Origin of the sequence: Gordonia sp. JH63 (genome assembly GCF_009856645.1) — a bacterium.
Classification (GTDB): Bacteria; Actinomycetota; Actinomycetes; order Mycobacteriales; family Mycobacteriaceae; genus Gordonia; species Gordonia hongkongensis.
The window spans coordinates 855,016-868,659 of sequence record NZ_CP047235.1; the positions used below are offsets into that span (position 1 = coordinate 855,016).

11 protein-coding genes are annotated in these 13,644 nt (G+C 69.5%); 7 read left to right on the forward strand and 4 right to left on the reverse strand.

Annotated features, from left to right (window positions below; all coding sequences use genetic code 11):
* Positions 1-63 precede the first annotated feature (63 nt).
* On the reverse strand, positions 64-2,184 hold the full coding sequence (locus tag GR168_RS03870; RefSeq protein WP_159370073.1) for a DEAD/DEAH box helicase: 2,121 nt from the start codon (positions 2,182-2,184) through the stop codon (positions 64-66).
* 137 nt (positions 2,185-2,321) lie between these two features.
* Between GR168_RS03870 and GR168_RS03875 the strand changes: the two genes are divergently transcribed.
* Genes GR168_RS03875 through purD form a run of 3 tightly spaced genes read left to right on the forward strand, consistent with a single transcriptional unit; the run spans position 2,322 to position 6,967 of the window.
* Complete coding sequence (locus GR168_RS03875; protein ID WP_159370074.1) at positions 2,322-3,587, forward strand: bifunctional glycosyltransferase family 2/GtrA family protein; 1,266 nt, start codon at positions 2,322-2,324, stop codon at positions 3,585-3,587.
* A complete protein-coding gene (locus GR168_RS03880; RefSeq protein ID WP_159370075.1) occupies positions 3,584-5,659 on the forward strand; it encodes a glycosyltransferase family 39 protein in 2,076 nt (691 codons plus the stop codon). Before GR168_RS03875 ends, GR168_RS03880 begins: the two co-directional genes overlap by 4 nt.
* A 54-nt stretch (positions 5,660-5,713) precedes the next feature.
* Positions 5,714-6,967: a phosphoribosylamine--glycine ligase gene (gene purD, locus GR168_RS03885; protein ID WP_203235892.1), complete on the forward strand. Its 1,254-nt coding sequence runs from the start codon at positions 5,714-5,716 to the stop codon at positions 6,965-6,967.
* 74 nt (positions 6,968-7,041) lie between these two features.
* On the opposite strand, the gene GR168_RS03890 is transcribed toward purD, so the two are convergent.
* The 3 genes from GR168_RS03890 to GR168_RS03900 are packed head-to-tail and all read right to left on the reverse strand — an operon-like array spanning position 7,042 to position 9,369.
* Positions 7,042-7,986, reverse strand: a complete 945-nt coding sequence (locus GR168_RS03890; RefSeq protein WP_159370077.1) for an alpha/beta hydrolase-fold protein — start codon at positions 7,984-7,986, stop codon at positions 7,042-7,044.
* A 4-nt stretch (positions 7,987-7,990) separates the two neighbouring features.
* Positions 7,991-8,560 (reverse strand): nucleoside deaminase, encoded by a 570-nt coding sequence (locus GR168_RS03895; protein ID WP_238995017.1) that lies wholly within the window; start codon positions 8,558-8,560, stop codon positions 7,991-7,993.
* 53 nt (positions 8,561-8,613) lie between these two features.
* On the reverse strand, positions 8,614-9,369 hold the full coding sequence (locus GR168_RS03900) for a DUF6882 domain-containing protein (RefSeq protein WP_159370078.1): 756 nt from the start codon (positions 9,367-9,369) through the stop codon (positions 8,614-8,616).
* Between the two features lie 181 nt (positions 9,370-9,550).
* Here GR168_RS03900 and GR168_RS03905 point away from each other — a divergent pair, with 181 nt between their 5' ends.
* The 4 genes from GR168_RS03905 to GR168_RS03920 all read left to right on the forward strand — a co-directional run bounded on the left by GR168_RS03905 (position 9,551) and on the right by GR168_RS03920 (position 13,608).
* Entirely contained in the window at positions 9,551-10,144 is a 594-nt protein-coding gene (locus GR168_RS03905) for a TetR family transcriptional regulator (RefSeq protein WP_203235925.1), read from the forward strand.
* A gap of 99 nt (positions 10,145-10,243) precedes the next feature.
* Positions 10,244-10,645 carry a hypothetical protein gene (locus tag GR168_RS03910; protein WP_159370079.1) on the forward strand — a complete coding sequence of 134 codons (402 nt, stop codon included), beginning with the start codon at positions 10,244-10,246 and terminating at the stop codon, positions 10,643-10,645.
* Positions 10,646-10,708: 63 nt separating this feature from the next.
* Entirely contained in the window at positions 10,709-12,136 is a 1,428-nt protein-coding gene (gene purB, locus GR168_RS03915) for an adenylosuccinate lyase (RefSeq protein ID WP_159370080.1), read from the forward strand.
* Between the two features lie 395 nt (positions 12,137-12,531).
* Positions 12,532-13,608: an IS110 family transposase gene (locus tag GR168_RS03920; RefSeq protein WP_137811085.1), complete on the forward strand. Its 1,077-nt coding sequence runs from the start codon at positions 12,532-12,534 to the stop codon at positions 13,606-13,608.
* The last annotated feature ends 36 nt before the right edge of the window (positions 13,609-13,644 follow it).

A 13,644-nucleotide genomic window follows, 5' to 3' on the forward strand; every position in this document is an offset into this window, starting at 1 on the left:
TCGGCGAACCCACCCCTCGTCAGGGTGCTGGGTATGCCGAAAAGGGGTGGGTTTGCGGAGGGCTCACACCGTCCGGTGGATCAGCAGCGGTAGCACCGCGGTGGCGCCGGCCTCGCGGAGGGCGGCGGCGGCCAGGGTGATCGGCCAGCCCGAGCCGTTGGCGTCGACCACGAGCAGCACGGCGCGGCCCGCGACGTCGGGCGGGTCGCCGAGGTGGTCGCGCCAGTACGCGGCCTCGACCGCGCCGGTCGCGTCGGTGGGCGGATCGCCCATGCGCACGGGAAAACTGCCGCCCTCGCGTTTCCCGACCTTCCGCAGGTGGTCGGCCAGGGTCTCGGCCAGGACGGTGCCGGTCAGACGGAGCGACACGATGACGTCAGCCCGGATACCGGTGTCGCGCACCCACGCGGCCAGCGTCGCAACCGCGGCGTCGCCCAACTCGGCGAGCGCGCGCTCGTCGCCGTTGCGGGCCGCGGCCAGCACCTCGACCCACTCCGGGGCGTCGGCATGGGCCAGGACACGACCCGGCTCGGCCAGGAGATCGGCGGAAATTCTTCCGCGACGCCCGAATTCGCCGCCCGGCCACATCTTGCGGGGGTCCAGGGTCTGGGCCTTGCGACGCAGCGTCGAGGTCACGGTGCGGACGATCTCGGCGTCGACCGAATCGGGGAGTCCTTCGCTGAGGGCGCCCCGGCAGACCGAGCAGCGTCCGCAGTCCGCGGCCTGCGGGTCGTCGAGGGATTCGGTCAGCAACCGCATGAGGCACGTGCGGCCCGCGATGTAGGCGCGCATGATGTCGGCCTCCCGACGGCGCACGGCGAGGATGCCGTCGTAGTGCTCGGCGTCGTAGGTCCAGGGCTTGCCGGTGACGACCCACCCGTCGGCGGTCCGGTCGGTGACGCCGTCGACCGCCAGTTGCTTCAGCATCAACTCGATACGCGTGCGCCGGAAGCGGGTGGCGGCCTCGAGCTGCACCACCGACTGCGGCTCCGCCGCGGATTCCAGGGCGGCGAGCAGGTCACGCATCTTGTCGGGATCGGGGATGGTCGCGGTCGCGAAATGGTCCCAGATCCGGTCGTCGGTCTGCGACGCCAGCAGCATCACGACGGCGTCGTCGAGGGCGCGTCCGGCACGGCCGACCTGCTGATAGTAGGAGACCGGCGACGGCGGTGACCCGACATGCACCACGAAGCCGAGATCTGGCTTGTCGTAACCCATTCCGAGCGCCGACGTCGCGACCAGCGCCTTGACCTCGTTGCGCAGCAACGCGTCCTCGAGTTCATGGCGGCGGTCGGCGTCGAGCTGGCCGGTGTAGGCCGCCACCGCGACGGCGTCGCCATGGACGGCCCGGATCGCCTCGACCAGGCGGTCGGCGTCGGCGACGGTCAGCACGTAGACGATGCCTGACCCCGGCAGCGAAGGCAGCGACTGCGCGACCCACCCGTACCGCTGGACTGGGGAGAGGCCGTCGAGGACATTGAGATGCAGGGACTTCCGCGCCAGCGGTCCGCGGAGGACGAGTGTCGGCTCACCACCGGAGCCGGCATCGAGCTGAGCGGCGACGTCGTCGGTGACGCGGGCATTGGCGGTGGCGGTGGTGGCCAGGACCGGCGTCGTCGGGTTGACGGTACGCAGCACGTCGGCGACGCGGCGGTAGTCCGGGCGGAAGTCGTGACCCCAGTCGGACACCGCATGTGCTTCGTCGATGACGAGCAGGCCGAGGTTGCCGGCCAAGGCGTCGAGAACCCGGCGACCGAAGCCCGGATTGGCGAGCCGTTCCGGTGACACGAGCAGCACGTCGAGGTCGCCGGCGCGCAGCTGTGCCTCGATCATCGACCACTCGTCGACATTGGACGAGTTGAGCGTCGCCGCCGACAACCCACCGCGAGCGGCGGCGGCGACCTGGTCGCGCATGAGCGACAGCAGCGGTGACACGATGAGCGTCGGCCCCCCGCCACCCGCCCGGATGATCGCGGTCGCCGACCAGTAGACCGCCGACTTGCCCCACCCGGTCGCCTGGACGACCAGCACGCGGGCGCCGCGCTCGGTGGGATCGGCGGGCCGGCCGGCCAGTGCGGTCACGGCCCGGAGCTGGTCGTCGCGCAGCGCGGCGCCCTCACCGGCCAGGCTGGTGATGACACGGTTGGCGGCGGTCAGCTGGTCCGGGGCGAGGGTTGCGGCCATGCGCCCCAATGTAGTGGCGCCCTCGGACACGCCGACGCGGTCCGTCCACACCGCGGCGTGTACCCGGCGAAGCGTTCACAGGAACCTGGCAGTTCACATGCAGGGTGACGCGAGGCTGGGAATCGAGAGTTGTCCGCATGATCCCAGAAGCACCGCCGGGCGCCCCGGCGCAGATGTACACCGTCGCCGACACCTCTACGCCGAATCCAGTACTCGACATCGTGGTCCCCGTCTACAACGAACAGGACGACATCGCCTCGTCGGTGCGACGCCTGGCCGACCACCTGCGCGCGCATGTGCCGTACGCGTCGCGGATCACCGTCGCCGACAATGCCAGCACCGACGAGACCCTCGAGATCGCCGTCGCACTGGCCGGTGAACTCGAGGGCGTTCGGGTCGTCCATCTCGAGCAGAAGGGCCGCGGACGCGCGCTGAGCGCGGTGTGGCAGCACAGTGACGCCGAGATCGTCGCGTACTGCGACGTCGACCTCTCGACCGACCTCAACGCCCTGATGCCGCTCATCGCCCCGCTGGTGTCGCGGCACTCCGACATCGCGATCGGGACGCGCCTCAACCGCTCCGCACGCGTGGTCCGAGGACCCAAGCGCGAGTTCATCTCCCGCTCGTACAACCTGATGCTGCGTACTGCGATGGGCGCCCGGTTCTCCGATGCGCAGTGCGGATTCAAGGCCATGCGCACCGACATCGCCCGCGAACTGCTGCCGTTCGTCGCCGACACCGGCTGGTTCTTCGACACCGAGCTCCTGGTCCTCGCCGAACAGATCGGTCTGCGCATCGCCGAGGTGCCGGTGGACTGGGTCGACGACCCCGACAGCACCGTCGACATCGTGCCGACCGCGATCGCGGATCTGAAAGGCTGTGCGCGCGTGGGCCTCGCACTCGCCATGGGCCGGTTGCCGATCGCCCAGCTGCGCGCCTCCATCGGCCGCGACCGGGCCGCGGGACCACAGCTCGACGGGGTGCCGACGGGCATGGTCGGGCAGCTCGCCCGCTTCTGCGTGGTGGGCGTGGCCTCGACGCTGGCCTACGCGGTCCTGTTCCTGGCGCTGCACTCGTTCTTGGGCGCCCAGGTCTCCAACGTGGTCGCGCTCGCGATCACCGCGGTCCTCAACACCGCCGCCAACCGGCGCTTCAGCTTCGGCATCCGCGGACGCGACAACGCCCTGCGTCACCAGCTCTTCGGCCTCGGCGTCTTCCTCTTCGGCTGGGTCGTCACCTCGGGTGCGCTGTTCGTTCTCCACACCGTCGCCCCCGACGCGACGAAACACATCGAACTGATGATCCTGGTGATCGCGAACCTGGTGGCGACGCTCACCCGGTTCGTCGGTCTCCGCTGGGTGTTCCGCAAGGCGCCCGCTCACCACACGGAGGTTGCCGCATGAGTACCACCCTCGTCTCCCCGTCGGGCTCGGTGGCGCCCGCGGACTCCTCAGAAGCAACGCGTTCACCGGCGAAAAGTGCCATCTGGGAACGTCTCTCGCTGGCGGTGCTGCTGATCGGCACCACGGTGGCCTACCTGTGGAATCTGTCGATCAACGGGTGGGCCAACTCCTTCTACTCGGCTGCGATCCAGGCCGGTTCCCAGTCGTGGAAGGCGTGGTTCTTCGGGTCGTCGGACATGGCGAACTCGATCACGGTCGACAAACCGCCTGCCTCGCTGTGGATTCCGGGGCTCAGCGCCCGGATCTTCGGGGTCAACCCGTGGTCGATCCTGGTGCCCGAGGCGCTGATGGGCGTCGCCTCGGTGGCGCTGCTCTACCTGATCACCCGGAAGTACTCCGGCCACTGGGCCGGCATCTTCGCGGGGGTGACCCTCGCGGTGACACCGGTCGCGGCGATGATGTTCCGCTTCGACAACCCCGAGGCGCTGCTCATCCTGCTGATGATCGCCGCGGTCTGGTCGATGATGAAGGGACTCGAGGACGGTCGCTGGCGGTGGTTGATCCTGACCGGCGTGTTCGTCGGCTTCGGTTTCCTCACCAAGCAACTCCAGGTCATGCTGATCGTGCCCCCGCTGGCGATCACCTACCTCGCGTTCGGACCGCGTGGTTGGTTGCGCCGGATCGGACAACTGTTCGCCGCGCTCGGCGCGATGATCGTCAGCGCGGGCTGGTGGATTCTGGCCGTCGAGCTGTGGCCCGCATCGTCGCGTCCGTACATCGGTGGCTCGCAGAACAACTCGATCCTCGAGTTGACCCTCGGTTACAACGGCCTCGGCCGGCTCAACGGCAACGAGACCGGTGCCGTCGTCCCCGGTGGTGGGGGAAACGCGATGGAGGGCATGGGCGGTGGACCGGGTGGGCCCGGCGGCGGGGGCGGCGCCTGGGGCGAGACCGGCTGGCTGCGGATGTTCGAACCCGCGCAGGGCGGTCAGATCGCCTGGCTCATCCCGACCGGCCTGATCCTCGCCGCAATGGCACTCGTACTGATCGGCAGGGCCCGACGAACCGACCCGCGCCGTGCGTATCTGGTCGTCTGGGCGCTGTGGTTGCTGGTCACGATGGGTGTCTTCAGCTTCATGGCCGGGATCTTCCATCAGTACTACACGGCGGCACTGGCTCCCGCGGTTGCCGCGGTCGTCGCCGGCGGCGCGGCGATGTGCTGGTCGCACCGGGACCGGCTGTGGGTGCGGATCGCGCTCGGGATCTCCGTCGCGGCCGCCGCGATCTGGGGCTTCGTCCTGCTCGATCGCACACCCGACTTCGTGCCGTGGCTGCGATACGCGGTCCTCGTCGTGGGGCTGCTCGCCGCGGTGGCCATGGTCTTTGCCCAGCGTCGGAGCATCGCGATCGCAGCGCTCATCGGGGCCATCATGGCCGGCCTGGCCGGGCCGGTCGCCTACACCGTCGACACGATCGCGACCGAGAAGAGCGGATCCATCATCACCGCCGGACCGCGCGTCGAGGGCGAATTCGGTCCCGGTGGCGGTGGACCGGGTGGACGAGGTGGCCCGGGTGGACCCGGCGGACGGGGCATGCCCGGCATGCCACCGCAGGGATCGGGAGCACCCGGGCAGGGGATGCCCGGTATGGGTCAACAGGATGGGGGCGGTCGCGGTGGCGACGGCGCCGGAGGACTGCTCCGCGGTTCGACGCCGTCGGCGGCGCTCGTGGACAGGCTCACCGCCGACGCCGACGAGTACACGTGGGTCGCAGCTGCCGTGGGCTCGATGTCGGCGTCGGGCTACCAGCTCGAGACCGGGCACTCGGTGATGCCGATCGGCGGATTCAACGGCAGCGATCCGTCGCCGACCCTGGCCGAATTCCAGCAGCTCTTGGCCGCGAAGAAGATCCACTACTTCATCGGTGGCGGTTCTGGTCCCGGTATGGGGGGCGGCATGGGCGGCAACTCGTCGCAACCGTCGTCGCAGATCAGCACCTGGGTGCAGGAGAACTTCACCGCCGTCACCGTCGACGGCGTGACCCTGTACGACCTCACCCAGCCCACGAGCTGACCGGCGCCGACACCGTTTGGGCGGTCACGGGTACCGGCGTTTAGAGTCATGGACGTGCGCGTACTCGTGATCGGCTCGGGCGGCCGCGAACATGCCCTCCTCATCGGTCTGGCGAACGATCCGGCGGTCACCGACCTGCACGTCGCCCCGGGCAACGCCGGCACCTCGTCGATCGCCACGAACCATCCCGTCGACGCCGTCTCCGGCGACGCGGTCGTCGCGCTGGCACGCGAGATCGGCGCCGACCTCGTGGTCATCGGTCCCGAGGTGCCCCTGGTCCTCGGGGTCGCCGACGCCCTGCGCGCGGCCGGCATCGCGACCTTCGGTCCGAGTGCCGAGGCCGCGCAGATCGAGGGGTCGAAGGCCTTCGCGAAGGACGTCATGAAGGCCGCGGGGGTCACGACCGCCCACGCCGAGATTGTCGACAATCCCGCCCGGCTCGACGCCGCACTCGACCGGTTCGGCCCGACCTGGGTCGTCAAGGACGACGGTCTGGCCGCGGGCAAGGGCGTCGTCGTCACCGCGGACCGTGACGTCGCCCGCGATCACGCGGCCGAGTGCCTCGAGAGCGGCCACCCCGTCCTGCTGGAGAGCTTCCTCGACGGGCCGGAGGTGTCGCTGTTCTGCCTCGTCGACGGTGAGACCGTGGTGCCCCTGCTGCCCGCGCAGGACCACAAGCGCGTCGGCGACGACGACGCCGGACCGAACACCGGCGGGATGGGTGCCTACACGCCGTTGCCCTGGCTGCCCGCCGAGATGACCACGCGCATCGTCGACGAGGTCGTCAAACCCGTTGCCGCCGAGATGGCTCGACGCGGCATCCCGTTCTCCGGCCTGCTGTACGCCGGCCTGGCGATCGGGTCGGACGGGCCCGCCGTCGTCGAATTCAACTGTCGCTTCGGCGATCCCGAGACCCAGGCGGTGCTGGCCCTGCTCGAATCGCCGCTCGGGCAGGCGCTGCACGCGACCGCCACCGGCACCCTCGCCGACCTCCCGCCGCTGCAGTGGCGCGACGGGGCCGCGGTCACCGTCGTGGTCGCCGCGGAGAACTACCCCGGCAAGCCGCGCACCGGCGACCTCATCACCGGTGCCGACACCGACGGGGTGCTGCACGCCGGCACCGCGCGCAACGCCGACGGCGCCGTCGTCTCCTCGGGTGGGCGGGTGCTCGCGGTGGTGGGTACCGGCGCCAATCTCGCCGAAGCTCGTGAGCAGGCCTACGCGCGGATCGCCAACATCAAGCTTCCCGGTTCGCACTTCCGCCGCGACATCGGCCGCAACGCCCTCGAGGGCCGGATCAGCATCTGAGCCGCGCTCACTCGTCCCCGTTCCCGCTCACCGAAATCGGTTGAGCGAGAACGAAATAGGGAACGACGGTCGACTCAGACCGCCAGGTTCCGCCCGAGGAACTCGACTTGCTCGGGCAGGACGCTGCGCCAGTAGCGGTTGGTGTGACCACCCGCCGCGGTCCCGAACGCCGCCGGCGGGCGGAGTCCGGCGGCCCACTGCCGCGTGTAGGTGTAGAATTGGTCGCTCGAGCCGATGTTGATCAGCAGCGGGATCTTCGCGAACTTCGGCTGGGCCCCGAACAGCGAGTTCGCCTGGTAGTCGGCGAGGCCGTCGAAGGCGCGCGGCGGGAAATTGCGCGGGTCGGCCCACATCGCGGGGGAGCTGACCGCGACCGCGGCGACCCGCGGCGAACCCAGCATGGCCGCCAGGCGCAACGCGCCGTACCCACCCATCGACCATCCGAACAGGCCGATGCGTTCGGTGGACAGGTCCAGGTCGGGATTGCTCGCGAGCATCGGCAGGAACTCGTCGAGGATCATCGCGCCCCCGTCGGCGCCGTCGGTGCGTCGGTGGTAGTAGTTGCGCCCGATGTCGGCGGCGGCCAGCGCGAACGGCGCGTTCCCGGCGTCGACGTACTGCTGCATCACCGACTGCATCTCGAGCTTCGGCCCGAAGATCGACTTCTCGTTGGTGTTGAGCGCGTGCAGCACGACGACGACGGGCAGGGTGCCCGTCACCCCGTTGGGCCGGGCGACGGCCCAGCGGGTGTCGCGCCCGCCCATGCGCGCCGAGCGGAAGCTGCCGGTGATCAGCGGTGGGCCGCCGGTGACCGGTGGCGGCGACGCCTCGACCGGTAGTTCGTCGTCGGCCCGACCCTCGAGCTTGCGGGGCTCCACGGACGTCGGCGGGGTCGACCCCGAGCACGCGGCGACCCCCAGGGCGGCGGCGCCGAGGCCGGCAGCCAGGACAGCACGACGCCCGACGAACGCACGGGCGTGTTCGTCGGGATTGCTCGGGAGGGGTGGCACTCGGGTCATCGAGTCAACAGGGTAATGGCCGACCCCCGTCCCGCCGCAACGGAATGGCTCCCGACGCGCACCGTTGTGAGGAATCTCCTCTCAGCTGTGCTGCCAGAAACCGGCGTGGACCTCGTGTGCGGCGTCGATTGCGAACGGACCGCGTACCACGATCGGCCGACTGCCCGCCTCGAAGATCCGTCGGCACGGCATCGCCAGCGTGGGATTGGCGGGATCGTCGCCGGTCATCTCCCCGCAGGTCGTCCTCGCCGAGCGCGTAGACGACCGTCCCGACCCCGGCCCAGTAGATCGCGCCGGCGCACATGGCGCACGGCTCGGTGCTGGTGTACAGCGTCAGCTCGGCGCGCGTGTCGAGATCGAGGTGCCCGACCGCGCGGACGACGTTCGTCTCGGCATGCCCGGTCGGGTCACCCGCGGTGTCCACGGAATTCATCGCTTCGGCGACCACGCTGCCGTCCGGCGCCACCAGCAGTGAGCCGAACGGGTGGTCGCCGCGCGTCCGGGCCCGGGCGGCGAGGTCGATCGCCTGCCGGAGATGGGTGATGTCTGGGTCCTCGCGACTGTCGGGGGACATGTCCCGATCGTCGCACGGTTCCGCACGCCGGCGTGGGGCGAACGGCGAGTGTCTCAGGCCTGCCCGACGAGTTCACAGCTGAAGTCGACGGGCCGCGCGCGCCGGTCGAACTCGACGTGCGCCACCGACTCGCCGTCGGTGACGTCGCAGATCGGCGACCGGCCGCCGTCGGAGCCGGTGCGCCAGCTGATGTGCCAGCCGCGGCGGGCGGCCATCCCGTGGATCGCCACCCGATGATCGTTGACCGCAAGTGATCTCATCACCGTCGGCATCGTGGTGGCGAAGTCGGCGAAGGTCGGTTCGGGCAGCGCGACGTCGTCGAGGAGGTACACCGCGAGATCCCCGTCGTCGTGCTGTGCCGTCCAGTACGGACTGATCCCGGTGCTCTCGACCGCGGCCGCGGCCACGATGTCGATCGCCTCTGTCCGGTAGTCGGCGATCTGGTCGCGAGACAGGCTGGGCGGCAACGACACCCGGGGAACGGCGAAATCGTCGACGCCGAATCGGGCGCCGACGTCGCGCAGCGCGGCGGCTGGACCCGCCGGTTCGCCGCGGGGATGGGCCCACCCCCACACGATCGCGTCCGATTCGATGACCGCGATCAGGGTGGCACGCGAACGGACACAGTCGCGCTGCCCGCCCGGGTCGGACGAGGTCGTCGAGGTGAAGACGACGGACCGCTCCGCCGGGTCGCAGCGCGACTCGAAGCTACCGAGCCGTTCGCGCAGGAAGTCGGCGAACGCGACCTGCCGCAGACAGGTGTAGAGCGCCGCGTAATCGGCGACAGCATGGAGGCCGTCGAACTGCATGAGGTCACGGTAACCGCGGGTATGGTCGTCGTACCCCTCTGTCCGACGTCCGACTGACGGCCGACCGCCGTCGGGCATTTCGCCGAGGTCAGCGGGCTTATACGGGAATCCGCCTGGGCGTGTATCGCTTTGGTGAAAGCGATACGACGGTACCGGCCCTTTGGCAGCATTGACTCCCATGATGACCTCGGCGGCGACACCGAAGGGTGCGCGGCGGCGGTCTCGACTGATCGAGGCTGCCGGCGAGTTGCTGCTCGAAGGAGGCTTCGATGCGGTGCGTCATCGCGCGGTGGCCGAGCGTGCGCAACTACCGCTGGCGTCGACCACCTACTACTTCGGTTCCCTCGACGACCTGATGGCCGAGGCCGCCGCCAATCTGTGCGCGCACGACGAGACCGCAGTCGCCGCCCGCTGCAGCGCTCTTCCGCGCCGGCACCGGGGCAGCACGGCGACGGCGGGTGCCCTCGCCGACGTCTTCGTCGGTTCCGACACCACCCTTCAGCAGCTGTCCGCGCGGTACGAGATGATCGCGCTCGCGGCGCGGTATCCGCTACTGCGCGAGGTCGTCGCGAGTCGGGGACAATCGCTCGCGTTCCATCACTGCGAGGTCCTCGTGAAGTCGCACCGGGTCGCCGATCCGGCGCACATCGCGCAACTGATCGGCATCGAGGACGGAGCCATCGTGGGAGCGTTGTCCCAGACGGCTGTACGACCGGTCGACGCGGTGCGCGACGCCCTGCTCAACGTCGTCGACGTCCTCGCCCCACGGGAGTGACCGGACGGAGTGTCCGGGCCGAACCTCGCGAACTCACCGTGCGGTGGACCCAGCGATGACACGATGGGTCGTCAGGTCACCGACGGGGAAGGGGATCGCGTGTCAGCGAGACGATGGATGGTGGGAGTCGGGGCCGCGCTCGGCGCGGCCGTCATGGCAGCGACGGCGTTCGTCGCCCCGACAGCGCAGGCGGCGCCGGCCGGGCGGGTCGATGCGTCGATCCCGTTCTCCTCGGCGGTCTACGGCACCGGCTGCACCTATCCGCTGACCGTGGCGGTCAACTCGTCCGGCTGGGTCGAGTTCTTCGAGGTCAAGGCGGGTCTGCCGCCGCGTTTCGTGGGCCGCGACCTGCCTCAGGGTGCGCTCGCCTCGACCACGTGGGTCCCACACCGGACCGGTGACAAGTACCTGTATGCCGTGCAGAACGGGAAGGTGTCGGCGCCGACGTTCGTCCGCGTGCGACAGGGTTACGGGTCCAACGGGGCGTGCATCGCGTTCTGACGGTGTGTGCTCGGCCCTCGCCGGGTTTTGAGGATCGCGACGGCCGCGACCTACACTGACCGGGTGTCGAAGCCCGTCATCGCCAACGTCCTGGCCAGCCGCTATGCCTCCGCCGATCTCGCCGAACTGTGGTCGGCGAGCACCAAGATCGAGCTCGAACGGCGACTGTGGATCGCGGTCCTCAAGGCGCAGCGCGACCTCGGCATCGATGTACCGGCCGACGCCATCGCCGACTACGAGCGCGTCGTCGACCAGGTCGATCTCGCATCCATCGCCGAACGTGAACGGGTCACCCGCCACGATGTGAAGGCCCGGATCGAGGAGTTCAACGCCCTGGCCGGCCACGAGCAGATCCACAAGGGCATGACCAGCCGCGACCTCACCGAGAACGTCGAGCAGCTGCAGATCCTGCGTTCGCTCGAACACGTCCATGCCCACGGCGTGGCGGTGCTGGCGCGCATCGTCGCGCGTGCCGCCGACTACTCGTCGACGGTGATGGCCGGACGCAGTCACAACGTCGCCGCCCAGGCCACCACGCTCGGCAAGAGGTTCGCCTCGGCCGCCGACGAGCTGATGATCGCGCTCACCCGGTTGCGCGAACTCATCGACCGCTACCCGCTGCGCGGGATCAAGGGGCCGATGGGCACCTCGCAGGACATGCTCGACCTCCTCGGTGGCGACGCGGTGAAGCTCGCCGACCTCGAGGGCCGGGTCGCCGACCACCTCGGGTTCGCCCGCTCGTTCACCTCGGTCGGCCAGATCTATCCGCGGTCGCTCGACCACGACGTGGTGTCGGCACTCGTGCAGCTGGCGGCCGCGCCGTCGTCGCTGGCCCACACCATCCGGCTGATGGCGGGCCACGAGCTGGTCACCGAGGGCTTCCAGCCCGGTCAGGTCGGCAGCTCGGCGATGCCGCACAAGATGAACACCCGCAGCTGCGAACGCGTCAACGGGCTCGCGGTCGTACTCCGCGGATACGGCTCGATGGCCGCCGAACTGGCGGGCGCGCAGTGGAACGAAGGCGACGTCTTCTGCTCGGTCGTCCGTCGTGTGGCCCTGCCCGACGCGTTCTTCGCGATCGACGGACTGATGGAGACCTTCTTGACCGTTCTCGACGAGTTCGGTGCCTACCCGGCCGTGATCGCCAACGAGCTCGACCGTTATCTGCCGTTCCTCGCGACCACCAAGGTCCTGATGGCCGCGGTGCGCGCCGGCGTCGGGCGGGAGACCGCGCACGAGGCGATCAAGGAGAACGCGGTCGCGGTCGCGCTCGCCATGCGGGAGGAGGGACGCGAACCCGACCTCCTCGACCGGCTCGCCGCCGACGACCGCATCCCGCTCGACCGCGCGCAGCTCGACGCGTTGCTGGCCGACAAGACGGCCTTCGTCGGTGCCGCCGAACAGCAGGTCGCCGACGTCATCGCGGCCGCGGAGAAGATCATCGGGCAGTACCCCGACGCCCCCGGCTACTCGCCGGCGCCGATCCTGTAGCTCTCCGCCACCTCACTCCGGCGCGCTGACGTCGGAGTGCCTGCTACCCCCTGCTCACTGAGGTGCGCGACCCCGTCTGCTCCCTGAGGTGCGAGCGAAGCGAGCCACGAAGGGCTCCGCAACGTGTCTCACCAGGCCCTTCGTGGCAGTGAGAATGGGTGTGGGTGGTTGACCGGGTTTGGGTCTGACTTACTTCGTGGCTGACGGTGCTGTCATGGGCGAGATGTGTCGGCCCGGAACTCCGGTCGATCACCTGCACCAAGTGACCTGTGAGGACCGGGGCGGGTGTGACCTGATTAGGACCCTGTCTGGCTGGTAGGCCGTGACTCTTCACTGTCCTGTCCACCCGCCCCGGTGAGGTCATCCCACACCGCAGTGAAGGAGACACCGCCAGAATGGCTGAGACAGCAGTGACCACGCAAGTGGTCGTACTCGGAGTCGACACCCATCAACAGACCCACCACGCCGCGATCGTCGCCACCGACGGCCGCCCGCTGGCCGATCGCGAGTTCCCGACCACCACCGCCGGCTACACCCAGTTGTGGCAGTGGGCGTGTGGCTTCGGCCGCGTCGAGGATGCCGCAGTGGAATCGAGCGCCTCCTACGGGGCCGGGTTGACCCGGATGCTCACCGCCGAAGGGGTGCGAGTGATCGAGGTCAACACCCCCGATCTGCCGCGCCGCTACGCCCACGGTAAGACCGATCAACTCGATGCCTACGCCGCAGCGATGGCAGTCATCACCGGCCGCGCGACCGCGGTGGCCAAAGACACCCGCGGCGCGGTCGAATCTATTCGGATGCTCACCGTGGCAAGGGCTTCGGCCGTCGAGGAAGCCACCCGCATCGGTAACCAGATCCGTGACCTGTGTACCACCGCACCAGCCGAGTACGCCGATCAAGCGCGCCAGGCCCGCACCATCGCCAAGCGGGCAGCATTCATCAAAGACTTGCCGGTACCAGCCGAGAAAGCTGATCTGTCCGGGCCGGCCGCGGCGTTCGTGCGCGCTGCGCGGTCGCTGCTCGACCGACACCGACTCGCCCAACAACAAGCCCGGTCTTTGGCCCGCGAACTCACACGACTGCTGAGCAAGCTGGTACCCACCCTGCTCTCGCGCCCGCAGATCGGGCCGATCACCGCCGCCCGCCTGGTGATCACCGCCGGTGACAACGTCGAGCGGATGGGCACCGAGGCACGGTTCGCCAAACTCGTCGGCGCCGCCCCGTTACCGGCATCCTCAGGCAAAACCAGCCGTCACCGACTCAACCGGGGCGGGGACCGGCAAGCCAACAGTGCTCTGCACATGATCGCGGTCGGACGCATGAAATCCCACGCCCCCACCCGCGCCTACGTCGAGCGACGTTCCGCCGAACACAAAACGAAGAAAGACATCCTCCGCTGCCTCAAGCGCTACATCGCCCGCGAAGTGTTCCGCGACCTCACCACTGACCTCGGAGCACTTGACAAGCTATAGGACCCTCTCGTCGCTATCGCTCCTCACACCTCAGGG